The 24,557-nt window shown below is 40.7% G+C and carries 19 protein-coding genes, 4 tRNA genes and 3 pseudogenes; 13 read left to right on the plus strand and 13 right to left on the minus strand.

The features are described 5' to 3' along the window. Positions 1-93 precede the first annotated feature (93 nt). A complete protein-coding gene (locus ACZ8ZH_RS04560) occupies positions 94-324 on the plus strand; it encodes a hypothetical protein (protein ID WP_086208002.1) in 231 nt (76 codons plus the stop codon). Between the two features lies 1 nt (position 325). On the opposite strand, the gene ACZ8ZH_RS04565 is transcribed toward ACZ8ZH_RS04560, so the two are convergent. From ACZ8ZH_RS04565 to ACZ8ZH_RS04600, 8 genes are all read right to left on the minus strand, one after another. Beyond that, positions 326-793 carry a DUF2726 domain-containing protein gene (locus ACZ8ZH_RS04565; protein ID WP_139841337.1) on the minus strand — a complete coding sequence of 156 codons (468 nt, stop codon included), beginning with the start codon at positions 791-793 and terminating at the stop codon, positions 326-328. 56 nt (positions 794-849) lie between these two features. Beyond that, positions 850-925, minus strand: a tRNA-Asn gene (locus ACZ8ZH_RS04570). Between the two features lie 281 nt (positions 926-1,206). After that, positions 1,207-1,282, minus strand: a tRNA-Asn gene (locus tag ACZ8ZH_RS04575). 199 nt (positions 1,283-1,481) lie between these two features. Next, positions 1,482-1,557, minus strand: a tRNA-Asn gene (locus ACZ8ZH_RS04580). A gap of 4 nt (positions 1,558-1,561) precedes the next feature. Next, a tRNA-Asn gene (locus ACZ8ZH_RS04585) sits at positions 1,562-1,637 on the minus strand. A gap of 145 nt (positions 1,638-1,782) precedes the next feature. Next, complete coding sequence (locus ACZ8ZH_RS04590; RefSeq protein ID WP_010327236.1) at positions 1,783-2,409, minus strand: superoxide dismutase; 627 nt, start codon at positions 2,407-2,409, stop codon at positions 1,783-1,785. Positions 2,410-2,638: 229 nt separating this feature from the next. Beyond that, positions 2,639-3,259 (minus strand): superoxide dismutase, encoded by a 621-nt coding sequence (locus ACZ8ZH_RS04595; RefSeq protein WP_119063113.1) that lies wholly within the window; start codon positions 3,257-3,259, stop codon positions 2,639-2,641. A gap of 330 nt (positions 3,260-3,589) precedes the next feature. Further along, positions 3,590-4,348 carry a Nif3-like dinuclear metal center hexameric protein gene (locus ACZ8ZH_RS04600; protein WP_119063112.1) on the minus strand — a complete coding sequence of 253 codons (759 nt, stop codon included), beginning with the start codon at positions 4,346-4,348 and terminating at the stop codon, positions 3,590-3,592. A 168-nt stretch (positions 4,349-4,516) separates the two neighbouring features. Here ACZ8ZH_RS04600 and ACZ8ZH_RS04605 point away from each other — a divergent pair. Continuing rightward, positions 4,517-5,697 (plus strand): annotated as a pseudogene (locus ACZ8ZH_RS04605) (S1C family serine protease). Positions 5,698-6,426: 729 nt separating this feature from the next. Here ACZ8ZH_RS04605 and ACZ8ZH_RS04610 read toward each other — a convergent pair. From ACZ8ZH_RS04610 to ACZ8ZH_RS04620, 3 genes and pseudogenes are all read right to left on the minus strand, one after another. Next, a pseudogene (locus ACZ8ZH_RS04610) lies at positions 6,427-7,387 on the minus strand (Tim44 domain-containing protein). Positions 7,388-7,474: 87 nt separating this feature from the next. Beyond that, positions 7,475-8,866, minus strand: a complete 1,392-nt coding sequence (gene radA, locus ACZ8ZH_RS04615; RefSeq protein WP_119063110.1) for a DNA repair protein RadA — start codon at positions 8,864-8,866, stop codon at positions 7,475-7,477. Positions 8,867-9,005: 139 nt separating this feature from the next. After that, complete coding sequence (locus ACZ8ZH_RS04620; protein WP_086207994.1) at positions 9,006-10,367, minus strand: alanine/glycine:cation symporter family protein; 1,362 nt, start codon at positions 10,365-10,367, stop codon at positions 9,006-9,008. Positions 10,368-10,699: 332 nt separating this feature from the next. Here ACZ8ZH_RS04620 and ACZ8ZH_RS04625 point away from each other — a divergent pair, with 332 nt between their 5' ends. From ACZ8ZH_RS04625 to ACZ8ZH_RS04650, 6 genes are all read left to right on the plus strand, one after another. Further along, positions 10,700-12,103 (plus strand): amino acid permease, encoded by a 1,404-nt coding sequence (locus ACZ8ZH_RS04625; RefSeq protein ID WP_119063109.1) that lies wholly within the window; start codon positions 10,700-10,702, stop codon positions 12,101-12,103. A gap of 133 nt (positions 12,104-12,236) precedes the next feature. Beyond that, positions 12,237-12,461: a lipoprotein gene (locus tag ACZ8ZH_RS04630; RefSeq protein ID WP_119063108.1), complete on the plus strand. Its 225-nt coding sequence runs from the start codon at positions 12,237-12,239 to the stop codon at positions 12,459-12,461. 32 nt (positions 12,462-12,493) lie between these two features. Then, positions 12,494-13,744 carry a diaminopimelate decarboxylase gene (lysA, locus tag ACZ8ZH_RS04635; protein WP_119063107.1) on the plus strand — a complete coding sequence of 417 codons (1,251 nt, stop codon included), beginning with the start codon at positions 12,494-12,496 and terminating at the stop codon, positions 13,742-13,744. Positions 13,745-13,749: 5 nt separating this feature from the next. After that, entirely contained in the window at positions 13,750-14,595 is an 846-nt protein-coding gene (gene dapF, locus ACZ8ZH_RS04640; RefSeq protein ID WP_119063213.1) for a diaminopimelate epimerase, read from the plus strand. 150 nt (positions 14,596-14,745) lie between these two features. Continuing rightward, positions 14,746-15,657 carry a tyrosine recombinase XerC gene (locus ACZ8ZH_RS04645; RefSeq protein WP_086207990.1) on the plus strand — a complete coding sequence of 304 codons (912 nt, stop codon included), beginning with the start codon at positions 14,746-14,748 and terminating at the stop codon, positions 15,655-15,657. Between the two features lie 341 nt (positions 15,658-15,998). After that, the gene (locus ACZ8ZH_RS04650; protein WP_086207989.1) at positions 15,999-16,370 is read left to right on the plus strand and encodes a hypothetical protein; all 372 of its coding nucleotides are present in this window, start codon (positions 15,999-16,001) and stop codon (positions 16,368-16,370) included. Here ACZ8ZH_RS04650 and ACZ8ZH_RS04655 read toward each other — a convergent pair. Together ACZ8ZH_RS04655 and ACZ8ZH_RS04660 are read right to left on the minus strand one after the other, a co-directional pair. Beyond that, positions 16,297-16,900: pseudogene (locus ACZ8ZH_RS04655) on the minus strand (GNAT family N-acetyltransferase). The gene ACZ8ZH_RS04650 and the pseudogene ACZ8ZH_RS04655 overlap by 74 nt on opposite strands. After that, entirely contained in the window at positions 16,900-17,394 is a 495-nt protein-coding gene (locus ACZ8ZH_RS04660) for an Lrp/AsnC family transcriptional regulator (RefSeq protein WP_086207988.1), read from the minus strand. Before ACZ8ZH_RS04660 ends, ACZ8ZH_RS04655 begins: the two are co-directional and overlap by 1 nt. Before the next feature lie 114 nt (positions 17,395-17,508). On the opposite strand from ACZ8ZH_RS04660, the gene ACZ8ZH_RS04665 reads away from it, so the two are divergent. The 5 genes from ACZ8ZH_RS04665 to gyrA all read left to right on the plus strand — a co-directional run bounded on the left by ACZ8ZH_RS04665 (position 17,509) and on the right by gyrA (position 24,487). Further along, a complete protein-coding gene (locus tag ACZ8ZH_RS04665; protein WP_119063106.1) occupies positions 17,509-18,114 on the plus strand; it encodes a LysE family translocator in 606 nt (201 codons plus the stop codon). Positions 18,115-18,598: 484 nt separating this feature from the next. After that, entirely contained in the window at positions 18,599-19,351 is a 753-nt protein-coding gene (locus tag ACZ8ZH_RS04670; protein ID WP_470247860.1) for an electron transfer flavoprotein subunit beta/FixA family protein, read from the plus strand. Positions 19,352-19,368: 17 nt separating this feature from the next. After that, positions 19,369-20,304: an FAD-binding protein gene (locus ACZ8ZH_RS04675; protein ID WP_004982561.1), complete on the plus strand. Its 936-nt coding sequence runs from the start codon at positions 19,369-19,371 to the stop codon at positions 20,302-20,304. A gap of 295 nt (positions 20,305-20,599) precedes the next feature. Then, positions 20,600-21,208: a hypothetical protein gene (locus ACZ8ZH_RS04680; protein WP_470247861.1), complete on the plus strand. Its 609-nt coding sequence runs from the start codon at positions 20,600-20,602 to the stop codon at positions 21,206-21,208. A 306-nt stretch (positions 21,209-21,514) separates the two neighbouring features. Continuing rightward, a complete protein-coding gene (gyrA, locus tag ACZ8ZH_RS04685; RefSeq protein ID WP_470247862.1) occupies positions 21,515-24,487 on the plus strand; it encodes a DNA gyrase subunit A in 2,973 nt (990 codons plus the stop codon). Positions 24,488-24,557: the final 70 nt, after the last annotated feature.

Raw genomic sequence — 24,557 nt, forward strand, 5'->3', positions numbered from 1 at the left:
ATGATTTGATTGTAGAAAGAGCCTCATGATTAAGGCTCTTTTTGTTATAGTGTTGGCCCATTGAAATTTTAATATGTGAAAAATAGGCTTATTATGGTGAAATCAGCAAATAAATTAAGCCCAAAAGTCATACTGGTGGCAAGTCTAGGAATTGTGATCCCGCTTTTTATTTTGACGATGGCCTATGTAGCAGTAAAAAGTGATGCGAAAAACCAGGCTGAATATCAACGGATTAAAGAGAAGCAGCAGCAACTCATTCAAGAAAAAATGGCGGCTGAAAAGCGATTAGCAGAACAAAAGGCGAGTGGAGCAGTAGAGCGCTAGCCTATGCGCTTTTTGCAGAAGCATAATAATCCAGTTGTTTGTGTAATTGTCGTATGCTGGGAATTTCAGTAAAACGTAGAACCATATAACCTGCTTCATTCAACATCGCATCACGCTCAGCATCTTCTTGTTCTTTGCCTAGGTGGGAAGGGTCATCCAACTCAATAATGACCACCACATCCAATTGCTCATTCAATAAAACAAAATCGGTAACTTTACGGTTAAATTTGGCCCGTATTTTATAGTGATCACTGGTAATCAACGAACTAAATGAAACTTGAGCGAGGATATGATAGCGCGGAAAGGCTTCTTTTAAGCGAATAAACATTTTACGTTCAAACGGCGTAATGACGTGTTTGGCATAAAATTTTTGCTTAGAGCGAAACAGGTCAGGGTAGACCATCATCACTAAGATAATAGTGGCGAAGCAGCCGATGATAAAAAAGATGATTTGACTCAGATTGAACACAATATTTTCTATCGCAAAGAAAAAACCCACTCGAATGGAGTGGGTTTTTAGAATCTTGGCTCTCCAACCTGGGCTCGAACCAGGGACCTGCGGATTAACAGTCCGTCGCTCTACCGACTGAGCTATTGGAGAATCTGCACGCATTCTATGTGCCAAAGCACGCAGGGTCAAGTCTTTGCGCTGATATTTTTATGAAATTTACGTTAAATGATTTAAAAATAAACGCTTTAGCTTTTATCGAAGCTGTGCTGAATACTATATCTTTAGCGTCATCAACTTAGCTTAATATTTAATGGTATTGGTCAGTTCTATGAAAACATGGATTGAGAAGGAGTAGATATGGGTTTCTTGATTGCACACTGATGATATAAAAGAAAAAAGCCCAAGGCATTGTGCTTGGGCTTTTTAAAATTTGGCTCTCCAACCTGGGCTCGAACCAGGGACCTGCGGATTAACAGTCCGTCGCTCTACCGACTGAGCTATTGGAGAATCTGAAATGCAGTATAGAGAAATTTATACATGGGTCAAGTTACAAAGCCAAAAAAAGCTAAATTTTAGATTAATTGTTTTTTTCTAAGCAGATTGATAGGCTTATCTGCATTTTTAGGCAAAAGAGAAGGCGCTGATGTTTGAAAAAGTTGATCTATAAAAAAAGCCCAAGTCATTATGCTTGGGCTTTTTAGAATCTTGGCTCTTCCACCTGGGCTCGAACCAGGGACCTGCGGATTAACAGTCCGTCGCTCTACCGACTGAGCTATGGAAGAATAGTGGCTCTCCAACCTGGGCTCGAACCAGGGACCTGCGGATTAACAGTCCGTCGCTCTACCGACTGAGCTATTGGAGAATCTGATGCGCATTTTAGGGAGGAAAGGGAAATGGGTCAAGTAAATAATATAAAGAAATGAATTGTTTGCTTTATAAATATGCGTTTAGGCATCAAAAACAAAAAACCGCTCAAAAAGAGCGGTTTTTTTCAAATAAGACGAATCTTATTTTTCAACGCCAGCAGCTTGACCTGCATATTTCGCGTTTGCATAATCCCAGTTTACAAGGCTTTCAAGGAAAGTCTTGATGTAAACAGGACGTGCATTACGGAAGTCGATGTAGTAAGCATGTTCCCAAACGTCAATGGTTAACACTGCAACTTTACCGTGTGCAAGTGGAGTGTCTGCATTTGAAGTTTTAAGGATAGAAAGGTTGCCATTTACTTCGTCAGCAACTAACCAAGCCCAACCTGAACCAAATTGAGTTGTAGCAGCAGCAGCAAATTCTTCAGCGAATTTTTCGTAAGAACCGAATGCTTCATCAATTTTAGCAGCTAAAGCACCTGTTGCTTTACCACCACCGTTTTTAGCCATACAGTTCCAGTAGAATGTGTGGTTCCAAACTTGCGCTGCATTGTTGAAGATACCTGCTTTAGATGCATCACCAGCAGAAGCTGTGATGATTTCTTCTAAAGTTTTACCTTCAAGGTCAGTACCCTTGATTAGGTTGTTTAGGTTAACAACGTAAGTATTGTGGTGTTTGTCGTGGTGGAATTCTAAAGTTTCTTTGCTGATATGCGGAGCAAGATCTTCGTAGCCATATGGAAGTGCAGGTAAAGTAATGGTTGTCATGTTTCATTCCTTGCAAATTTGCTGGGTTTTACTTTAAGTGCATTTATTGTAAATGATTCTAGAGACAATAGGGCAGTCTTTTAATACACAAAATATGCAAAAATTTTCGCAAGGAGACATATCGGATACACAAGATGTAGTTAGAGCCTTTTGCACGAAATATGTGCATTTGAGCAGGCTCTAAGCTACTTTAATGGGTTTACTGATCTGAATAGACTGCGATCAATAACTAATCTTTAGATTGTAGAGCCATATCATAACGACGATTAACTTCATCCCAATCGACCACATTATAAAAGGCATTGATATATTCAGGACGACGGTTCTGATATTTCAGATAATAGGCATGTTCCCATACATCTAAACCGAGAATGGGGGTATGCCCCCACATAATCGGGGAGTCCTGATTTTCACTACTTTCAACAATGAGTTTGTTTGTAGGGGTCACGCTCAGCCATGCCCAGCCACTGCCAAAACGGCTAATCGCTGCTTTGGTAAATGCATCTTTAAACGCATCAAAACCATCGAGTTGCTCATCAATAGCCGTTGCCACAGCTCCTGTAGGTTGTCCACCGCCTTGTGGACTCATGACGGTCCAAAACAGTGAGTGGTTGGCATGACCACCTGCATTATTGATCACCATATTTTTAAGATCAGTAGGAACATCATTCACTTTTGCAACCAGTTCCTCTACTGAAAGTTTCTCCCATTCTGTGCCTGCAATCGCGCCATTAATGTTATTGATATAAGTTTGGTGGTGTTTACTGTGGTGAATTTCCATCGTTTTTGTATCAATATTAGGTTCGAGCGCATCGTATGCATAAGGAAGAGTAGGTAAAGAATATGCCATGTGTTTGATTCCTTTAATCATTCAAAATTGTTTATGGATGTTTTTCAAAGCAGTTTTATTATCTGCTTAAAAGTAAATGAGAATCAATATGTTTATTATTTACAATTTTATAGTATGAATTGAAATAAATTTTATGATTCATATTCGTTTGAACCTTAAGCGTATATGAAACAATGATTTTTTGAGTTGATGCTATGCTCTGATACAAGAATAAAAATATTGAAAATAGTATTTTAAATTAATGGCTTGTTTAAATTATGGTTTGGGCTGATATGGTCAGTAAAAGCTTATGGGAGAGCGGGATGAAAAGAGCTTCATCCCAGTGATTGCTTAAATCGGGTTATTTAATTCGAAATAAACATACTCAACATCAAATTGTGCTGTAAGGGCTTGACCTAATCGTTGCACGCCATAGCGCTCAGTCGCATGGTGTCCGCAAGCAAAATAATGCACATCGAGTTCTTTGGCTTCATAGAAAGTACGTTCACTGACTTCACCTGAAATATAGGCATCACAGCCTTGTTCAGCGGCTTTGACAATAAAATCTTGCGCACCACCAGTACAAAAACCGACTTTTTTGATCATGGTCTTGTCTGCAGGAAGATGGGTCACATCAAACTTTAATTTTTCAGAAATGAATTGTTTAAAGTCTTGCACAGGCATCGGTTGTTTTAAATAACCGATATTGCCAATAGGATGACGTTCAGAGGGGTCAAGCGCTTCAATCTGTTCTAGATCGAGCAAATCAGCAATTGCTGCATTGTTTCCAAGACTTGGGTGGCTATCGAGTGGAAGGTGATACGCAACTAAAGAAAGATCATGTTGAATGAGACTCTTAATACGTTTACCGCGCATCCCTGTGATAGGGTAAGCTTCACCTTTCCAAAAATAGCCATGGTGCACCAGTAACAGATCCGCATTTTCTCGAACCGCAGCATCAATCGCATCTTGTGATGCTGTCACCGCAGCTAAAATTTTACGCACTTCAGCCCTACCCTCAATCTGCAGACCATTGGGTGCATAGTCCTTAAATTCGGGAGATTTTAGAGTTTGGTCACACCATTGGATAATGTCTTGTAATTTTGCCATATCGACTTAAAAACTCATTTAAATTGATTAGATCGGAACTTATTGTTTATTGTAACTAAAGCATGACAAAACTCTTGCTTATTTTTGTGCTAGAGGTTGAATTTCGCTTTACAATAGGCATAAATTACTTAGTCATCAATGAATTAAAACATTTTAGAGGGTGAAATCGTGCGCAGGACTTTTTCCTGGTTACCTTGGGTATTACTCATTTTAGTCATTGCTGGATTTTTTGCGTGGCAGCAGTATCAAAAACCAAAAGCGCCTGTAGCTTCGGACGGTATCAAAATGCCTGCTGAAAAGGTCGAACCTTTAATTAATACGACGCGTATGCGGGTGGGGTGGTTTCTTATAGTGCTGCGGTGAAAGTGGCTGCGCCAGCAGTGGTGAATATTTTTACTACACAGAAAGTTAAACAACTCGATCATCCTCTACTTAATGATCCTGCATTCCGTGAGTTTTTTGGTAATCAAATTCCAGATCAGTTTAGTCAAAATAAAAATGAAAACAGTTTGGGGTCTGGAGTAATTGTTCGCCCAGATGGTTATATTTTGACAAATAACCATGTGATTGCTCAAGCAGATCAAATTGTGGTCGCACTGAATGATGGCCGCCGTGCAGTGGCAAAGGTGATTGGTACAGATCCTGATACGGATTTGGCTGTGATTAAAATAGAACTATCCGATTTGCCTGTCTTACCGTTTAAGTTGAGTGGTAATGAAGTCGGTGATGTTGTATTGGCGATTGGTAATCCCTTTGGTGTGGGTCAAACAGTAACTCAGGGGATTGTGTCGGCAACTGGGCGCTCTGATTTAGGCATTAATACCTATGAAGATTTCATTCAAACCGATGCTGCGATTAACCCAGGTAACTCAGGTGGCGCGCTGATTGATGTTGCAGGGAATTTAATCGGGGTCAATACCGCAATTTTCTCGCAATCTGGTGGTTCTTTAGGCATTGGTTTTGCGATTCCTGCAAAAATTTGTCAACAGGTACTAAATTCTATTCTCAAAGATGGTCGTGTTGTTCGTGGCTGGTTAGGTATTAGCTTACTTCCTGTCGAGCAAGTGAATATTTTAGAGCCGAAAGGACCAGGTGTGGTTGTAGCGGACGTATTGAAAAATGGCCCAGCTGCAAATGCTGGTTTAAAGAAAGGTGATAAAATTATTAAAGTAAATGAAGAGGTGATTACTTCAACTTCACATTTAATTAACTTTGTTGCGTTACAAGCTCCCAATAGCACCATTCAAATCTCGATTGAGCGTGATGGAAAACCAATGAACGTTGCTGTGGTCGTGGGGGAGAGAAAAGAGCAAAGTCAAGATTCACAGTTTATACCCTTACCTGAATAATACTGTAAACCATAAAAAATGCCTCTGTACTCAGAGGCATTTTTTATGGATGCTATGAATCAATGTAATTAAAGTTGCGGGTGGGTACAGGTTCTGGGCTTAAGAATCATTTGGTTATTTAGAGTTAAGGAATTGAAGACACTTACTGACTTTTTATCTCATTGTGTATGAGTTGTCCTTAAAAAGATCGAGATGCTTTGGATACTTTCTGCAATTTATAGTGAAATCTATACGAGCCTGTGACAGACAGAGCAGTCTATTTACTTGTAGTTGACTGAAATATTAATTCAAGTTCTTTGAAAAATTGTCTGGGTGGAGACTTATCGAATTTTCATGCAATTTATCATTAGCTCTATTGGATTTAGCTGAAATTTGAACAACTTATCATGATGATGAATCATCTTCGCCATACGGTAAGGCTAAAACTATACTTGAGTATAAACGAATCCCTTCGCGTGTCTTGAGCTACGCTACAGTTTGGAGATATTTAGGTTACATATGCCTTTTCTAAATATATTCTTCATCGAATTCAGTTTGTTAGTACAGCGGATGGTTTCCGTTATATGCAATTATGGCTCGATTTTTAGATAGAACAGTCTCTGGAGAATTGCTATTTATGAGGTGTTTTATATAAGTGAAGTTGGAGGGTGTTTTGAATCGACAAGCCTGTTTTAGAGATACGATGCGTAAAAAAATAGCGACCGAAGTCGCTATTTTTGTATTTAAAAATTAAGCTTCTTGTTGGATACCTGCAACTAACCAGTCTTGGCTAGAACCCGCAGGTTTTACAAAATGCCAAACTTCAGAAAACGGCTGAGGTAAGCTGTTAAGATCTTCACTTACTGTACCCGTAAAACGTACACTTACTACGTATTGACCATTTTCAGTTGCAGAATCTGTAACCATCGCATTCAGGTTTGAAAATTCAGCTACATCTTGATCTTGATTTGCCATGATATCTTGATACATAGACTGATAAAGATCTGGTGTTAAATAACGCTGAATCTCAGAAATGTTACTTGCTGTATTCATAGATTGAATATGGTTAAAACGTTGACGCGCAATACGTAAGAACGCAGCGGGCTCTGTACCATCAGGAAGCTGACTGCCACTGTTGGTATATGCTGCGCCAAAAGGTGCATTGTTCTGCGGAGCAGCAGTTGAGCCACCTACGGATTGACCAAAGATGTTGGTACTGTCGTTAGATGTACGTGGTGCAGCTTGTTGGCCAAACGGTGATTGATTAGAACCACTGTTTGGCGCATAAGGATTAGCCGCTACTTTTTTTTGCGCCCATTTTACGGAAAATGAAGAAAGCAACAGCAGCGGCAAGTAAAATCCAAATCCAACTTGGAATGCCGCCTTTTTCTTCCTGTGCTTGCGCTTGAGAAGCAGAATTGTCATCTGCCAATGCATTTGCAGCAACAGCACCAATTGCAGCACCCGCCACACCTGCTGCAACCATACCCCCTACGCCTGGGCCAGATTTAGCTGGAGCCGTTGCAGGCGCAGTAGGTTGTTGAGCTGGAGTTGCTTGACGAGGTTGTTGATAAGACTGAGTTGGTGCAGCTTGACGGCTCATGCCGTGGCTTTTACCACCACCTGCACGTTTAGCTTCTGCAGCTAAAGGTGCAACTAAAAGAGCCGCTGTTAATAAACCAGCAATCAAGCCACGCTGTCGAACTTCCATCAAATTTTCCTACTCTATAAAAAATAAATATTGACTCTACCTTTATGCAGTCTTTTATCCTAAATTTCAATAAAAAACGTGTATATTTTAGTTGAGTTCATCACTTAAGCTCATTGCTTCGGTTAAAGCTTCATGTAAGCGTGCAACTGAAATGACGGTAACACCTGCAATATCTTTTTGTGGTGCATTGCCACGAGGCAGGATAATGTACTTAAATCCATGTTTAATGGCTTCTTTTAAACGTTCTTGACCATTAGGAACAGGGCGAATTTCACCTGAGAGTCCGACTTCACCAAAAACAGCTAACTGTTGTGGCAAGGCTTTCGCTCGAAGACTAGAGGCACAGGCCAATAAGACGGCTAAATCAGAGCCTGTTTCGGTAATTTTTAACCCTCCAACCACGTTCACGTAAACATCTTGCCCAGATGTTTGCACGCCACCATGACGATGCATGACTGCCAAAAGCATATTTAAACGGTTTTGTTCTAAGCCTAAAGCGACCCGACGTGGTTGACCATGCGCATCATCCACCAAAGCTTGCACTTCGACCAAGAGTGGGCGAGTGCCTTCACGGCTAATCATCACGATTGAACCGGGAATCGCCTCATCATAACGGCTTAAAAAAATTGCCGATGGATTCGCTACTTCTCTTAAGCCTTTATCTGTCATGCCAAAAACACCAAGTTCATTGACTGCGCCAAAACGGTTTTTAACAGCACGAATCATTCGGTAACGTGAGTCGGATTGACCTTCAAAATACAACACGCAGTCCACCATATGCTCAAGTACACGGGGCCCTGCCAGTGAACCTTCTTTGGTGACGTGTCCCACAATAAACAGTGCGGTTCCACTATTTTTAGCAAAACGTGTCAGTAAGGCTGCAGATTCACGAATTTGAGATACACCGCCCGGTGCAGATTGGAGTGTCTCGGTATACAGTGTTTGGATCGAATCCAGAATAGCCACAGCAGGGCGTTCATGTGCAAGCACTTCACAAATACGCTCAACACAGGTTTCTGCCATAACTTTGAGTTTATCTGTTGGTAGGTCGAGGCGGCTTGCACGTAAAGCAACTTGAGAGAGTGATTCTTCACCAGTGACATACAAGGCTGCGCTATTGGCTGCCGCCATATGGGTTGCTGTTTGCAGTAAAATGGTCGATTTACCAATACCAGGATCCCCTCCGATCAGGACGACAGAACCTGTAACTAAGCCCCCCCCTAACACCCGATCAAATTCGCCTATCCCTGTTGCTAGGCGTGTTTCATGCGAAACTGAAATTTGGTTTAATGTGGTAATTGCTGCGGCTTGACCTGCATAACCCCCGCCCATTTTAGGTTGTGCGCGATGGCTGATAGCAGGGGCAATACTGACTTCATTTAAGCTGTTCCATTCACCACACTCTGAACATTGGCCTGCCCATTTGGGGTGATCTGCGCCACATTGTTCGCAACGATATACACTTTTTACTTTTGCCATGCTCGATTGGGTGCACTATTTTAAGATTAGACTGCTTCACAGCATACAGAGGATTGGATTTGAAATGAATGCTCAAAATCAAAAAGCCACCCGAAGGTGGCTTTGATATACAGACTTGCAAAGGAATTTTCAAAGAGACTTAATACAACTCACCTGATTTTCGTTTTTCGATAAAATCACGTGACTCTTTCACAATGACTGTTGAGAGTAATAGCAAAGCAATTAAGTTTGGAACGGCCATTAAACCATTAAAGGTGTCTGCAAATAACCATACGAGATCAAGAGATGCAACGCAGCCAATGAAAACGGATGCGATGTAAATAATGCGGTACAAGAGGACATACTTTTCGCCCAGTAAATAAGTACAGCATTTTTCACCGTAGTAGCACCAACCTAAAATGGTCGAATAAGCAAAGAACACAATACCAAAAGTCACGATCCAACCACCGACTCCAGGAAGTAACTTGTCGAAAACATGGGTTGTTAAAACTGCGCCTGTTTCGCCTCCAAAGCTATTGCCAGCCATGATAAAGCCCATGACCAATACAATCCCCGTAATACTACAAACAATAATAGTGTCAATGAAGGTGCCTGTCATAGAGACCAAACCTTGACGTGCAGGGTGATCTGTTTTTGCAGCAGCGGCGGCAATTGGTGCCGAGCCCATACCTGCTTCATTTGAGAAGACGCCACGTGCAACACCATAACGAATCACTGCACCAATCGCACCACCCGCTACTGCTTCACCAGTAAAGGCATCACGGAAAATTAGCTCAAGTGCAGGCATAACCAATTCAAGATGGTTAAAGATAATGATCAGACCGCCGAGGACATAGCCGATAGCCATGATGGGAACAATGAAAGAAGCTGCTTTGGAAATAGACTTAATTCCACCCAAAATCACTAATGCAGAAAATACAGTAATGACGATGCCTGTGATCCATGTTGCAACTCCTGTGCTGTTTTCTATAGCCAGGGCAACGGTGTTGGACTGTACGGAACTACCAATACCAAATGAAGCCAATGTGCCAAAAAGGGCGAAAATTAGTGCCAACCATTTCCATTTTAAGCCACGTTCAATGTAGTACATTGGGCCACCCGACATTTCGCCTTTTTCATTTTTGATGCGGTATTTTACGGCCAGTACACCTTCACCATATTTGGTGGCCATACCGAACAGCGCAGTCATCCACATCCAAAACACAGCCCCAGGACCACCTAAAACACAGGCTGTTGCCACACCTGCAATATTACCTGTACCAATAGTCGCTGATAGCGCGGTCATCAATGACGCAAAATGAGAAATATCTCCTGCATGTGATTTGGCATCCTCGTGTTTTCCAAAAACTTGTTTAAAGGCCAAAGGCAACATGCGAATTTGCCAAAAAAATAAACGTAAGGTGAGAAATATACCTGTCCCAACAATGAGGACCAGCATGTAGGGCCCCCAGACCCAGCCACTGATCATTTCCATAAATGTTTGTAAATTTTCTGTATTCATTTTTCTTTTGATCCTCTATGTTTTAAAACTTGAAATTTCTATAAAAAAATTGAGTTTTATTAAGCAATTGATATGCCATAGTCATGCATCCTGCACGATTTCTTGTCTTTTTTAGTCTTGGTCTATTTGTTGCATGGAATTTATTTTTTGACAAGCATTTTGAGATTTTTTTCTGAACAGCCTTTGGAGCATGATTTATTCCAAGGGAAATATAAGAAAAATTAATTAACTTTTCAAAATATGTTGAAAAAATAGATTAATGCAATTTTGTTTTTATTTTTGTGTTTTTTTCGGGTAATTTTGGCGGTTGGATATATAAGATGACATCAAGAATGAGTTTAGAAAATACAGAATCGACCTCTGAACAAGGCGATTTAAAACGGAGTTTGTCCAATAGGCATTTACAATTAATTGCGATTGGCGGTGCAATTGGTACAGGTCTCTTTATGGGGTCGGGGAAGACCATTAGCCTTGCTGGGCCGTCTATTCTCATCATCTACATGATTATTGGTTTTATGGTGTTTTTGGTCATGCGTGCGCTTGGCGAATTACTACTATCGAACTTGAAATATAAGTCATTTATTGACTTTTCAACGGATTTGATTGGGCCGTGGGCAGGTTATTTTGTCGGTTGGACATACTGGTTATGTTGGATCACCATTGGTATTGCTGACTTATCAGCCATTATTTATTACCTGCAGTTCTTTAATGGAGGCTTGCCTTTCACTCCGGGTGAAGGGGTGATGATCAGTATTGCCGCCATAGTCTTTATCATGGGTTTAAACCTAGTGACGGTGAAGTTGTTTGGTGAGCTTGAGTTTTGGTTTGCACTGATCAAAATTATTGCAATTGTTGTGCTCATCGCTGTGGGTTTGTGGATGATCTTCACAGGGTTTACCTCAACAGCAGGTCAGGTCGCATCCTTTACACATCTTTGGTCACATGGTGGGATTTTCCCTACAGGCGTGACAGGCTTCCTTGCTGGTTTCCAAATCGCTATTTTTGCCTTTGTTGGGGTAGAATTGGTAGGTACGACTGCTGCTGAAACCAAAGATCCTGAAAAGAATTTGCCTAAAGCAGTCAACTCGATTCCAATCCGTATCATCATTTTCTATGTGTTGGCTTTAGTGATTGTGATGTCTGTGACTCCATGGAACACAATTGACCCTACAGTTTCGCCCTTTGTGAACTTGTTTAGCCAAGCGGGGATTGCTGCTGCTGCCATCATCATGAATTTGGTGGTGCTATCTTCTGTGATGTCATCCATGAACAGTGGCGTGTTTTCAACTTCGCGCATGTTGTTTGGTTTGTCACGTGAAGAGCAAGGTCCAAAAGCATTTGGTCATTTAAACAAACGTGCTGTTCCTGCCAATGCACTGTATTTTTCTGCAGTGTGTTTGTTGTTGGGCGCAGCGCTTCAATATTTTGTTCCAAATACAGTTGAAGCCTTTACTTTGGCAACCACACTTTCGACGATTTTGTTTATCTGTGTTTGGATTATGATTATCTGGAGCTACATTGTTTACTATAAAACTCGTCCAGAATTACATGCAAAATCAACCTTTAAACTACCAGGCGGTTTATTTACCTGTTGGTTTGTGATTATTTTCTTCATTGGTGTGATTTATGTGCTGTCTTTAGAAGCCGACACCATGAAAGCTTTAATGGTGAGCCCAATTTGGTTCATTATTTTAATTATTGGTTATTTTGGTTTTTACAAACCGAAAAATAAATAATCACTGTGATTGAGAAAAACACCAGTCTTTAACTGGTGTTTTTTTTTCACACACTATAATCTTTAGCGCTTAGTGGTTTGGTCATGTCTCTTGATCAGGTTATACTTCTTCAAAATATTAAATAGGTGGTCAGATGCGTTCTGTCATTTTCTGCATCAGTGTCTTGGTGATGAGTACTGCATTCATTGGTTGTGGTCAATCTGGTGCATTACATATGCCAAATGATCCAAACTACGACAAACGGGCAAAATATTTGCTTTATAAAGATGCCGCTGAAAAACCAGTTGCACAAAAGGAAGACTCAACATCCGTTAAGCAAGAGTTTGCTGCACCTTTAGTTGAAACTAATCAACCTTAATCCCTTAAACGCTTCATAGAAAGGATACATTCATGAGTTTTACCCGCAATCATGGGGTTTTGCAGGCCGAGCAATGCTCACTGCAACAGCTTGCGCAGCAATTTGGTACGCCACTGTATGTTTATTCAAAGGCCACTTTTGAAAAGCATTACACAGAAATGGATCGTGCTTTTGATTTTATTGATCATCAAATTTGCTTTGCGGTCAAGTCAAACTCAAACATTGCAGTATTGAATGTTCTTGCGAAGCTGGGTGCTGGTTTTGACATTGTGACGGGTGGGGAACTGGCTCGAGTGCTAAAAGCTGGTGGTGATGCTTCTAAAATCGTATTTTCGGGTTTAGGTAAAACTGAAGCAGACGTTCAAAAAGCCTTAGAAGTGGGTATTGCATGCTTCAATGTCGAGTCTTATGCAGAGTTGGATCGGATTCAAAAAGTTGCAGCCAAGCTCGGCAAAAAAGCACCGATTTCACTGCGCGTCAATCCAGATGTAGATGCGAAAACGCATCCTTATATTTCAACAGGCTTGAAAGAAAATAAATTTGGGATTCCGTCTGATGCGGTCTTTGAAACCTATGCCTATGCTGCAACCCTACCGAATTTAGAGATTATTGGGATTGACTGCCATATTGGTTCACAGTTGACTGAGACACAACCTTTTGTTGATGCCTTAGATCGTATGATTTTGATGATCAATCAACTGAAAGCGATGGACATTCAGTTGAAACATATCGACATTGGTGGTGGTTTAGGCGTGACTTATAAAGATGAAGTCCCACCAACTGTGTTTGAATATGCCAATGCAATGAAGCCTGCTTTAGAAAAATTAGGTTTGAAAGTGTATATGGAGCCAGGACGTAGTATTTCTGCAAATGCAGGTGTGTTACTGACCAAAGTTGATTTATTGAAGCCGACTGTGCATCGTAACTTTGCCATTATTGATGCAGCTATGAATGACTTGATTCGTCCTGCGTTGTATGAGGCGTGGATGGATATTCAGCCCGTTACACCTCGTTCGGATGTTGAGGAACAAGCGTGGGATGTGGTTGGGGCGATTTGTGAAACGGGTGACTTCTTAGGTAAAGAGCGCATGCTTGCACTGAAAGAAAATGACCTGCTTGCTGTATTGGGTGCCGGAGCCTATGGTTTTGCCATGAGCTCAAACTATAACAGTCGTGGCAGAGCTGCTGAGGTGATGGTGGATGGTGATCAAGCGCATTTGATTCGTGAGCGTGAAACCATTGAGTCACTTTGGGATAAAGAACGTTTATTGCCTGAAGGATAATGCAGATGTTTTTAGAATTTACCAAAATGCATGGTCTAGGCAATGACTTTATGGTGGTTGACCTCATTAGCCAAAGAGCTTTTTTGGATACGGTAACGATTCAACGTTTGGCTGACCGTCATTTTGGCATCGGGTTTGATCAGCTTTTGATTGTTGAACCACCTGACTTACCCAATGTTGACTTCAAATATCGCATTTTTAATGCCGATGGTTCTGAAGTTGAACAGTGTGGTAACGGGGTTCGCTGTTTTGCCCGCTTTGTGCATGAGCGTCAATTGACCACGAAAACCAAGATTAAAGTACAAACCAAAGCAGGAATTGTGGAACCTGAACTCGGCCAAAATGGCTGGGTGCGGGTGAACATGGGCTATCCAAAATTTTTGCCGCAGGAAATTCCATTTATTGCGGATGCGCCTGAAGCTTTGTATGACATTGCTTTGGCAAATGATGAACAGCTTACAATTGATGTGGTCAACATGGGTAATCCGCATGCAGTCACTATTGTTCCTGATGTGATTAGAGCTGATGTTACAAGGATTGGTCCTCAGGTGGAGTCACATGAGCGTTTTCCACAACGTGTCAATGCTGGTTTTATGCAGATTATTGATGAAAAACATGCGCGTTTGCGTGTGTTCGAGCGTGGCGTAGGCGAAACACTTGCATGTGGTACAGGGGCATGCGCCGCTGCAGTTTCTGGTATGCGCCGTGGCTTACTGGCACCATCAGTTGAGATCGAGCTAGCTGGTGGTAAGTTACATATCGAATGGCGTGACGGTGATGTGGTTTGGATGACAGGTCCAACCGCAAATGTCTACGAAGGACGTATTGATCTGAGTTATTACCAAAACTAATTGAGACTCACATAAGAAGCACTGATTCGTCAGTGCTTTTTTTATGCAAAATGAAAGACACATCTAAAAAGCTTAGACAGTGTTACTATGCAAAATATAAGCATTCTTTATTTGACTGAACAATAGAGGCGATTTGTGACCTTGGAGCCCATGCAACTGCTCGCGATGTGGTTAAAACAACGAGAAATACAAAACCAGTCTGTGCATACTTTGCAGGCTTATGAGCGTGATGTGTCTGATTTTTTACTGTTCTGTGAGCAGAAAAAACTTCAACTTAATGATGTTGAAGCAACCGATTTGCGTGAATATGTGGCACAAAAAGTTGAACATCAACAACTTAGTTCTAGCAGTTTACAGCGGATGTTGTCTGCGATTCGTCAATTTATGAAATGGGCTGAGCAAGGGCAATATTTGGCTTTTAATCCTAGTGATGACTTTCAGCTTAAACGTAAACCACGTCCTTTACCGGGCTTGGTCGATATTGAAACCATCAATCAAATTTTGGATCAGGCTTTACCTGAAAAAGAAGTCGAACAGCAAATGTGGTACCGCGACAAAGCATTGCTTGAGTTGCTCTATGCCAGTGGATTACGCCTAGCAGAAGTACAAGGCTTAAGAATTAAAGATATTGATTTCAATCGACAGTTACTACGTATTACAGGTAAAGGGAATAAAACTAGAGTCGTGCCATTTGGTTCTAAAGCCAAAGAGGCAGTGATGAAATGGCTAAGCATTTATCCACTGTGGAATGGGGACTTTGTTCCTGATGCACAAGTTTTTATTACACAAAAGGGCAATCCTTTGGGGATGCGCCAGATTGAAAATCGGGTTAAGTTTCAAGCACAGCGTGCAGGGGTAAATATTGATCTGCATCCGCACTTACTCAGGCACTGTTTTGCCAGTCACATGCTGTCAAATAGTGGTGACTTACGCGCGGTGCAGGAAATGTTAGGGCATAGTAATTTAAGTACTACACAAATTTATACGCATGTTGATTTTGACCGCCTAGCGCAGGTGTATGACCAGACGCATCCCAGAGCACAGCAGAAATCTAAAAATTAGTTCATTGGTTTTTAAAAATAAAATCACAAAAGTTTGGTAATATTTCGTTGAATGTTTTCAGCCAAAAGTTGATTTAAGTGAGCTAAGAATAAAGTGGATACAAAAAAAGCAGAATATTAATAAAAAATTCGGCATTATTTTTGCTTTGTAATCATTGAAATAAACCCATTTGGTGACTGCGCTTAACTCGAAAAAACACTATTATGAACTTTTGTAGAATAATCATTTAGCAAAAATTAGAGTATAAACTTAAAAATAGGATTGGCTTGTTGTTCCCTGTTCAGAAAAATGGTGACTTTAAGCTTATATTGAAAATGACAAGTGTGAATATAGGTCAGTAGATGATTTCAGATATACAAGCAAAGTATGATCAACTTAGTTCAGCGCAAAAAGATATTTTTGCGGGTTACGGACTACGTCAAGTTAAACACTTTGTTGAAATTAGTTTAGCCAATATTGAGCCAGTACTGCCTGAAAATGCATTTGTTCAAGGGGTTAATGCTGCGGGTAAAGTTCAGGCGTTCAATCCAGAAACTGGACAATATTATCTTTGGATTTCTGACTTACAGTGGCAAGCAACAACTCAGCCATCAAATAGCATTGATTTGAAAGAGGACTTTCTTGAAGTCTGGAAAATTTTTAATCTTGAACAATATGAATTGATTGATTTAAGTCATATTCATCGTGATTTTTTAGAAAGTCAGTTGGCTTAATGCTATAGAGTGTATGCTCAAATAGCGGGCTGTTTTGATCGAGTTTGGATGATTAAAATAGCCACGATGTTGCATGGCCAGACGTTTTATCACGGCTTCAGAAGCTATGTTCTGAACTGCGGTAAAGGCAACGATTTCATTTAATTTTAAAATAGAAAAAGCAAAAAATAAGCAAGCCTGTGCCGCTTCAGTTGCATAACCTTGATGCCAAAACTTTGGATCAAATTGCCAACTGATTTTAATACAAGGTGAAAAGTCAAAGCGTTCAGGTTGAATATGTAAACCTGTATATCCAATAAACTTTCGCTTGTACTTCAATTCAACCGCTCAAAAGCCCAACCATTTTGATTGATGAATTGTTGAAATGTTGGCGCAAGGGCATTGTTTTTTGTTTGCGTGAGCGGACTTGGAAAATATCCTATCACTTGGGCATCGGCATTTAACTTTGCAAACGCATCAAAATCATTTGCATGCCATGATCTTCAGCGTAAACGCTGAGTTTCAATGCTAAAAGGTTTTGACCTGGTCATCAAATTTCATCAAGCGGGAGTTGAAAACTTTGCTTAATAATTTGGCTAGGCAGGTCTGTTTTGACACTGGTAATGCCATTCTTTTTAGTTAAATGTGTCGATTGAAATTTGCGATAGCTTTCTAAATCAGGTACCACGACTTTCAGCATTGCATCGCATTCTCCTAAAATAATGTAGCATTCCATAACTTGAGGGAGTTCTTTCATTGCCTCAATAAAAGTATCAATGGTTTCCGCATCCTGTCCCACCAACCAAATACGTGAAAACAGAATCAATTGCAGACCAATTTTTTGCGGGTCGACCACAGTTGTATAGTTTTGAATGACACCTGCTTCTTCTAAAAGTTTGACACGTCTTAAACACGACGAGGGTGAAAGGCCAATTTCACGGGCTAGGTCGTTATTTTGAATACGGCCATTGTCTTGCAAATAGCGAATGATATTTTTATCAATACGATCAAGTTTTATACGCACAGACTTTGGTGATTGTTTCATATCTTAGAATATAATTTGAAAAATACGTTTTATTATAGAATAAATTGAAAGCCAATTTTGTAATATTTCGCACATACTAATTTTCACTTTCTAAAACATGAAAGGGAAAAGGAAATGTCTGTATATGTACTCTTTGCACTCACAGTGCTACCGCTGATTTTTACACCTGGGCCAGATATGTTATTTATTTTGTCTCAAGTTATGGGCAAAGATGCAAAAGCAGGCATGATGGCAACAGTTGGTGTATGTACAGGCTACTTACTCCATTCCATTTTAGTGGCTTTGGGTATTGCAGCCATTATTGTATCGTTTCCTGTTTTGTTTGAAACTATTCGTTGGTTAGGAATTGGCTATTTATTGTATTTGGCTTTTGGTTTATTAAAGTCAGTGTTTAGTAGCAAAAAACTGCAACTGGAACGTCAAGTGGAACGTAATCCAATCAAAAAAGGCTTTTTTACCGCGCTATTAAACCCTAAGGGAATGTTGATTTACTTTGCAATTTTACCGCAATTTATAGATAAGTCAGGTCATACAGTTAGCCAAGGCCTGATCCTTTCTTTGCTGTTTATTGCTATGATTTTTGTGGTGTACTGTAGTTTGAGCTTTGTTTTTGCAAAAATCACACAGAAGTCTCAAATAGATGCGCGTAAACAAAAATGGGTTGATGGCACTTCTGGAAGTTTGTTGGCTTTGGCTGCAACATGGCTCATTGTGAACTAAGCTGAGATCAAAAGCATGTCTGAATGACATGCTTTTTTTTAATTGCGCTTTCAATAAAGCGTCATAAATAGCTTATATGATGTGATGTGGAAATGCAGAGAGTGTGACTTTAATTTACTCGAAAGCATTTCTATCTTAAATGACAAATTTCAACACCAAGACAAAGATGTGAACAGACAGTCAATAACTCGTAGTTGAAGCAAATTCGCAGAAAAGAAATCAGATCTGCCAATAATACAAATCAAATAAAAACATAATAAAAATCAATCCTTAATATATGTATGATTTTGTGCAAATAAACTGCGGATAAAAAAGTATGAACGCGACGTTCAGCTAAAATTACGCATTTTTACAGCTCTTTGATGAATTGTGACTTGACCGAAATGCCGTACACATTGCAAGATAGGGCACCTAAAAAAATTTAAGTGAAGAGTTAAACTAACTTTTCTCAACATTTACATTTGCTAAAACAGCCGAGGATTACATGAAGGCTCTTGTTGCTGTAAAACGTGTGGTTGATGCCAACGTTAAAGTTCGCGTTAAGCCGGACAACAGTGGTGTTGACTTAACAAACGTTAAAATGTCAATTAACCCATTCTGTGAAATCGCAGTGGAAGAAGCGGTTCGCTTAAAAGAAAAAGGAACTGTTTCAGAAATCGTTGTTGTTTCTATTGGTCCTAAAGAAGCGCAAGAACAGATTCGTTCTGCAATGGCGCTTGGTGCAGACCGCGGTATCTTGGTTGAAGCTGATGACAGCCAACTGGGTGCTTTAGAAATTGCGAAAGTGTTGAAAGGCGTTGTTGACGCTGAACAACCTCAGTTGATTCTTCTTGGTAAACAAGCAATTGATGATGACTCTAACCAAGTTGGTCAAATGCTTGGCGCACTTCTAGGTGCAGGTCAAGGTACTTTTGCTTCTGAAGTTAAAGTTGATGGCGACAAAGTACAAGTAACTCGTGAAATCGACGGTGGTTTACAAACTGTTGAACTTGCACTTCCAGCGATCATCACCACTGACTTACGTTTGAACGAGCCACGTTATGCTGCTCTTCCAAACATCATGAAAGCGCGTAAAAAACCGCTGGATACGAAGTCTCCTGCTGATTTTGGTGTTTCTACAACAACTAAACTTAAAACAGTTAAAGTTGAAGCGCCTGCTGAACGTAAAGCTGGCGTACAAGTGAAGTCTGTAGACGAACTTGTAGAAAAACTAAAAAATGAAGCGAAAGTGATCTAATACAGAAGGATAAAATCATGAGTATTTTAGTTATCGCTGAGCACGACAACAAAGCACTAAATGGTGCAACTTTAAACGTTGTTGCTGCAGCTCAAAAAATCGGTGGTGATATCACTGTATTAGTTGCTGGTTCTGGCGCTCAAGCTGTTGCTGATGCTGCTGCAAAAGTTGCGGGTGTAAGCAAAGTATTACTTGCTGACAACGCAGTTTACGCAAACCAATTGGCTGAAAATGTTGCAGCTTTGGTTGCAGATATTGCTAAAGGTGGTTTCAAACACGTATTGGCTGCATCAACTACAACGGGTAAGAATATTCTTCCACGTGTGGCTGCACTTCTTGATGTCAGCATGATTACAGACATCATTGCTGTTGAATCTGCAAATACGTTCAAGCGTCCAATCTATGCAGGTAACGCGATTGCAACAGTTCAGTCTGATGAGGCAATCATTGTTGGTACTGTACGTGGTACAGCATTTGACCCTGTCGCTGCTGAAGGTGGTTCTGCTGCGGTTGAAGCTGTAAGCGAAGCAAAAGATGCGGGTATCTCTAAGTTTGTTGCTGAAGAGATCGTGAAATCTGAACGCCCAGAATTAACTGCTGCGCGTATTGTGGTTTCAGGTGGTCGTGGTGTGGGTTCAGGTGAGAACTATCATACGGTTCTTGATCCGTTGGCTGACAAATTGGGCGCTGCTCAAGGTGCATCACGTGCTGCGGTTGACGCTGGTTTTGTTCCAAACGACATGCAAGTAGGTCAAACAGGTAAAATTGTTGCTCCTGATCTGTATATCGCTGTAGGTATCTCGGGTGCGATTCAGCACTTGGCAGGTATGAAAGACTCTAAAGTGATCGTTGCGATCAACAAAGACGAAGAAGCACCTATCAATGCAGTAGCAGATTACTGGTTAGTAGGTGATTTGAATACCGTTGTTCCAGAGTTAGTATCTAAAATCTAATTCCTGACAACGTTTCAAAAAAACGCTTTTGTGCAAGCAGTTTAAGCAATGCTTAACTGCTATGTGCAGGAGCGTTTTTTATGCGCGTAAATCATTCTCAATATTATAAAAAATCAAAATCACTCGATATTTATTTTGTTAATTTAAATCATTGTATTCTGCAAATAATAATGAAAATTTAAGCATTTCTTAAGCTGAGTGTGCAACTGAATATTCAGATTTATGATACTATTTGCCATCCATTTTTAAGCTTAACTTACATAAAACTTTTTTTGTTAAGTTGGGGGTTGTAATCTTGCTGATTGATACTCGCGTATCTTGGTCTGTTCTGATCCTTGCTGTTCTGTGTTTAATCTTTCCATTTTTAGCTGATCTACAGTTTCCACTTTTAGGTGGTGCTGTTGTACGTGGCGTGGAAAATATTCAAGCGTTACTTTTATTGATATTTGCTGTATTTAGCTATTTTTACATGCAGCCAATGCGTCTTCCTGAGGGTAAAAAGTATTTTTGGATCTGGGCTGTACTGTGGTGGTTGCTTCTATTTGGGCGTAGCACCAGTTGGGGGAGAGACTATTTTCCCGAAGTCCCAAAAGTATATTTTCGTGGCATCTCGGTGGTTTTGATTGGTTCAGTCGTATTTATGTTGTTGGTTAAACCATTGCGCGATGAGATTGCGATAAAAATGAAGAGCATGACGATCCCTGCTTGGGCAATGCTGCTCACGGTGTTGGGATTGATTATTTCTGACGGCATTGAGCACAGCCGCATTTATGGTGGAATTTTCTTACATCAGATTGCTTATAAAGACCTTATGGAGGAGCTGCATGAGTTTCCTTTAATACTGGGTTTGTTTATGGTGGCATTTCACATTATGCAGCGCGATAAGCAGGACATTGATCATTAAGTCCAAAGATAGGCGAGACATGACTTAAAGCTCTCAAAAATGAGGGCTTTTTTGCATTTTATGCGATGTTAATAGGGAATGTGATGGAGCTGTAAATGTACATATTATACATGTGTAAAAAATAACCCCTAAATTAAAGAAAATTAACGAGATTAACTGTGGTGACGTGACACAAAAATCAGAGTGTTTATGCTATAATTTACGGCTATATTTCAGTTTTTAGTTCAGTATTTTGAACTAATAATTTTGCAAGTTTTACGACATATAAATGCAAGCGGTTTTACGTTTGTAGAATAAGGAGTATGCATGAGCGTATCGGAAATCAGACCGATTGCGATTGAGGATGAACTCAAGAACTCGTATCTTGACTATGCAATGAGCGTGATTGTTTCTCGTGCTTTGCCAGATGTTCGAGATGGTCTAAAACCTGTTCATCGTCGTGTGCTTTATGCAATGCACGAATTGGGTAATGACTACAACAAAGCTTATAAAAAGTCTGCCCGCGTGGTTGGTGATGTGATCGGTAAATATCACCCACACGGTGATTATGCTGTTTATGAAACCATTGTTCGTATGGCTCAAGACTTTAGCTTGCGTTATCAATTGGTTGATGGTCAGGGGAACTTTGGTTCGGTCGATGGCGATAGCGCAGCTGCGATGCGTTATACCGAAGTTCGTATGCGTAAGTTGACTCATGAAATCCTTGCCGATCTTGAAAAAGATACGGTGGATTGGGAAGACAACTACGACGGCTCTGAACGTATTCCGCAAGTGATGCCAACGCGTATTCCTAACTTACTGATTAACGGTACTACAGGTATTGCTGTGGGTATGGCGACTAATATGGCGCCGCACAACATGACTGAAGTGGTGAACGCTTGTTTGGCTTATGCTGAAAACCCAAATATTTCAATTGAAGGATTGATGGAATATATTTCGGGTCCAGACTTTCCTACAGGTGGCATTATTTACGGTAAAGCGGGCATTGTTGATGCTTACCGTACGGGTAAAGGTCGTTTGCATATTCGTGGTAAATACCACTTTGAAGAAGACCAAAAAACAGGTCGTACCACGATCGTTTTCACAGAAATTCCATATCAAGTCAACAAAGCAAGAACGATTGAACGTATTGCTGAGTTGGTGAAAGAGAAAAAACTGGAAGGTATTTCTGAGCTACGTGATGAATCTGACAAAGACGGGATGCGTATTGCCATTGACTTAAAGCGTGGTGAAAACGCTGAAGTTGTGGTAAATAACTTATTCCAAAACACGCAGTTGGAAAACTCTTTCAGCATTAACATGGTGTGCTTAGACAACGGCCAGCCAAAGTTAATGAACTTGAAAGACATTGTTGCGGCATTTATTCGTCACCGCCAAGAAGTAGTGACGCGTCGTACCATGTTTGAATTGCGCAAGGCACGTGAGCGCGGCCATATTTTAGAAGGTTTGACGGTAGCATTAGCAAATATTGATGCGATCATTGAAACCATTAAAACTTCTGCAAACCCTGCTGAGGCACGTGAGCGTTTACAAGCAGGTGAGTGGGCAGCAGGCAATGTAATTGCACTGCTTGAAAAAGCAGGTTCTGTTTCTGTACGTCCAGACGAAATTGAAGGTGAGGATCCAAGTCGTCCGTTTGGTTTGGACGGCCAGATTTATCGTTTGTCACCTGCACAAGTGGGTGCGATTCTTGAACTTCGTTTACACCGTTTAACTGGTTTAGAACAAGACAAGTTACAAGCTGAATATACTGAAATTTTAGGTCAGATTGCTGAACTTACAGCGATTCTCAATGACTTTAATTTATTGATGGGCGTGATTAAAGAAGAGTTAGCTTTAATTTTGCAACAATATGGCGATGCGCGTCGTACCGCAATTGTTGAGTCGCGTATTGACTTCTCTCGTGAAGATTTAATCCCTGAGGAACAAGTCGTATTGACTGTTTCTAAAACAGGTTATGCAAAAACTCAACCGCTGTCAGATTGTGCTGCGCAGCGTCGTGGTGGTCGTGGTAAGTCTGCGACATCAATGAAGGAAGATGATTACATTCAACACCTGATTGTGACATCGAACCACGCAACTGTGCTGTGTTTCACCGATGTAGGTAAAGTTTACCGTCTGAAAGTGTTTGAGGTGCCACAAGCGTCACGTGGTTCAAAAGGTCGCCCAATGGTGAACTTACTTCCATTGGATGCAGATGAAACGATTACAGCGATTCTTCCTGTGATTGATGCACCGAAGAAATTTAAAGAGCGCTTAGCTGACTTTAAAAACTTTGTTCGTAGCAATGTGGCGACATTACGTGAAAACAGTGTTTTTGAAGCGCACTATGAAGCACTGAAAGCGTCATTTGATGAATTGGCAGAAGATGCGGATGAACTATCTGATGCACTGCGTAAGCAATTGAAAGAGTTAGGTGTTGAGCTTTCAACATCGGATTTGGACAATGAAACATTGGTGGAATTTGCTGATCTAGCAGAGAAAATGCGTAAGAATTTCTTTGTATTTATGGCAACGGCATCTGGTACAGTAAAACGTGTTGAACTTGAACAATTTAGTAATGTTCGTTCAAATGGTTTACGCGCAATTGAGCTCAATGAAGAAGATACTTTAATTGGTGTAGCTATTACCGATGGCGAGCAACAAATCATGTTGTTCTCGAACGAAGGTAAAGCTATCCGTTTTGCTGAAACTGATGTTCGTGCAATGGGGCGTTCTGCTAAAGGTGTCCGTGGTATGCGAGTGACCATTGGTTCTGCTCAAGCGGATGAAGTGGAAGAGTCTGATTCGGAAGAAGATGATTCAGATGCAAACTTTATTAGTCGTATTGTTTCATTAGTGGTTGTGCCTGAAACTGGAGAAGTTTTATGTGCTTCTGCCAATGGCTATGGTAAACGTACACCAGTAGATGATTTCCCAACCAAGAAACGTGGTGGTAAGGGCGTAATCGCCATTAAGACCTCTGAGCGTAATGGCGAGCTTGTGGGTGCAGTAGCGATTGATGAAACCAAAGAATTGATGCTGATTTCTGATGGTGGCACTTTAGTACGTACCCGTGCTTCTGAAGTTGCGCAGACTGGTCGTAACGCTCAAGGTGTTCGTCTCATTCGTTTAGGTGAAAATGAAACCTTGGTGGGTGTTGAGGCGATTGAAGCAGTTGAAGATGAAGAGGAAATTTTAGACGAGTCTTTAGATACTGTTGAAGAAACGGTGGCTGATGACACAAATCTAGAAGTACCTGAGAATTCAAGTGATTTGAATACACCAAATGAAGAATAAGTGAATGAAAATGAAAAGGGCGCTTCGGCGTCCTTTTTTATACAAACAATACAGCGATTGTTGGGAAAGA

The sequence above is a fragment of the Acinetobacter sp. SW-226 genome (assembly GCF_055632855.1).

What these genes read in the sequence shown, in the direction of transcription:
- ACZ8ZH_RS04560 (WP_086208002.1), top strand. Translation starts at nt 94, where the DNA reads ATGGTGAAATCAGCAAATAAATTAAGCCCAAAAGTCATACTGGTGGCA.
- ACZ8ZH_RS04590 (WP_010327236.1), bottom strand. Translation starts at nt 2,409, where the DNA reads ATGACAACCATTACTTTACCTGCACTTCCATATGGCTACGAAGATCTT.
- ACZ8ZH_RS04595 (WP_119063113.1), bottom strand. Translation starts at nt 3,259, where the DNA reads ATGGCATATTCTTTACCTACTCTTCCTTATGCATACGATGCGCTCGAA.
- ACZ8ZH_RS04600 (WP_119063112.1), bottom strand. Translation starts at nt 4,348, where the DNA reads ATGGCAAAATTACAAGACATTATCCAATGGTGTGACCAAACTCTAAAA.
- radA (WP_119063110.1), bottom strand. Translation starts at nt 8,866, where the DNA reads ATGGCAAAAGTAAAAAGTGTATATCGTTGCGAACAATGTGGCGCAGAT.
- ACZ8ZH_RS04620 (WP_086207994.1), bottom strand. Translation starts at nt 10,367, where the DNA reads ATGAATACAGAAAATTTACAAACATTTATGGAAATGATCAGTGGCTGG.
- ACZ8ZH_RS04625 (WP_119063109.1), top strand. Translation starts at nt 10,700, where the DNA reads ATGAGTTTAGAAAATACAGAATCGACCTCTGAACAAGGCGATTTAAAA.
- ACZ8ZH_RS04630 (WP_119063108.1), top strand. Translation starts at nt 12,237, where the DNA reads ATGCGTTCTGTCATTTTCTGCATCAGTGTCTTGGTGATGAGTACTGCA.
- lysA (WP_119063107.1), top strand. Translation starts at nt 12,494, where the DNA reads ATGAGTTTTACCCGCAATCATGGGGTTTTGCAGGCCGAGCAATGCTCA.
- dapF (WP_119063213.1), top strand. Translation starts at nt 13,750, where the DNA reads ATGTTTTTAGAATTTACCAAAATGCATGGTCTAGGCAATGACTTTATG.
- ACZ8ZH_RS04645 (WP_086207990.1), top strand. Translation starts at nt 14,746, where the DNA reads ATGCAACTGCTCGCGATGTGGTTAAAACAACGAGAAATACAAAACCAG.
- ACZ8ZH_RS04650 (WP_086207989.1), top strand. Translation starts at nt 15,999, where the DNA reads ATGATTTCAGATATACAAGCAAAGTATGATCAACTTAGTTCAGCGCAA.
- ACZ8ZH_RS04660 (WP_086207988.1), bottom strand. Translation starts at nt 17,394, where the DNA reads ATGAAACAATCACCAAAGTCTGTGCGTATAAAACTTGATCGTATTGAT.
- ACZ8ZH_RS04665 (WP_119063106.1), top strand. Translation starts at nt 17,509, where the DNA reads ATGTCTGTATATGTACTCTTTGCACTCACAGTGCTACCGCTGATTTTT.
- ACZ8ZH_RS04670 (WP_470247860.1), top strand. Translation starts at nt 18,599, where the DNA reads ATGAAGGCTCTTGTTGCTGTAAAACGTGTGGTTGATGCCAACGTTAAA.
- ACZ8ZH_RS04675 (WP_004982561.1), top strand. Translation starts at nt 19,369, where the DNA reads ATGAGTATTTTAGTTATCGCTGAGCACGACAACAAAGCACTAAATGGT.
- gyrA (WP_470247862.1), top strand. Translation starts at nt 21,515, where the DNA reads ATGAGCGTATCGGAAATCAGACCGATTGCGATTGAGGATGAACTCAAG.